A 513-nucleotide genomic window follows, 5' to 3' on the forward strand; every position below is an offset into this window, starting at 1 on the left:
CCCTCATTCGCGGCATCCCCGATCTGGTGCTGATGATGCTGCTCTTCTTCGGTGGCCAGGTGTTTATCAACAACCTGCTGACCTGGATCAACGAGAGCTACAACGCCTGGCTGCTCAAGGGGGATCCCAATCAGGAGTGGGTCTCTCTGGTGCCCGATTACATCGACATCAGCCCGTTTGCCGCCGGGGTAGCCACTATCGGCTTCATCTTCGGTGCCTACATGGCCGAGACCTTCCGCGGTGCCATCATGGCGGTGGACAAGGGGGAGCTCGAGGCGGCCCGCGCTTTTGGCATGCGCCCGCTCCAGGTATTTGTGCGCATCCTGTTTCCCCAGATGATGCGTCACGCTCTGCCGGGGTTTGGCAACAACTGGCTGGTGCTGCTCAAGACCACGGCCCTGGTCTCCATCATCGGCCTCGACGACATGGTGCGAAAGGCCTCCCTGGCCGCCGGCTCGACCCAGCTCCCCTTCACCTTCTACATGGCGGTGGCGCTCATCTTCCTGGTGTTCA

The 513-nt window shown here is 61.4% G+C and carries 1 protein-coding gene; it reads left to right on the forward strand.

Annotation, left to right across the window (positions count from 1 at the left end; genetic code table 11):
- A partial coding sequence (locus tag BN1133_RS08930) for an ABC transporter permease (RefSeq protein WP_050666194.1) occupies positions 1–513 on the forward strand: 513 nt, incomplete at both ends.

It is taken from the genome of Aeromonas schubertii (genome assembly GCF_000820105.1).
In the GTDB taxonomy this organism is placed as follows: Bacteria; Pseudomonadota; Gammaproteobacteria; order Enterobacterales; family Aeromonadaceae; genus Aeromonas; species Aeromonas schubertii.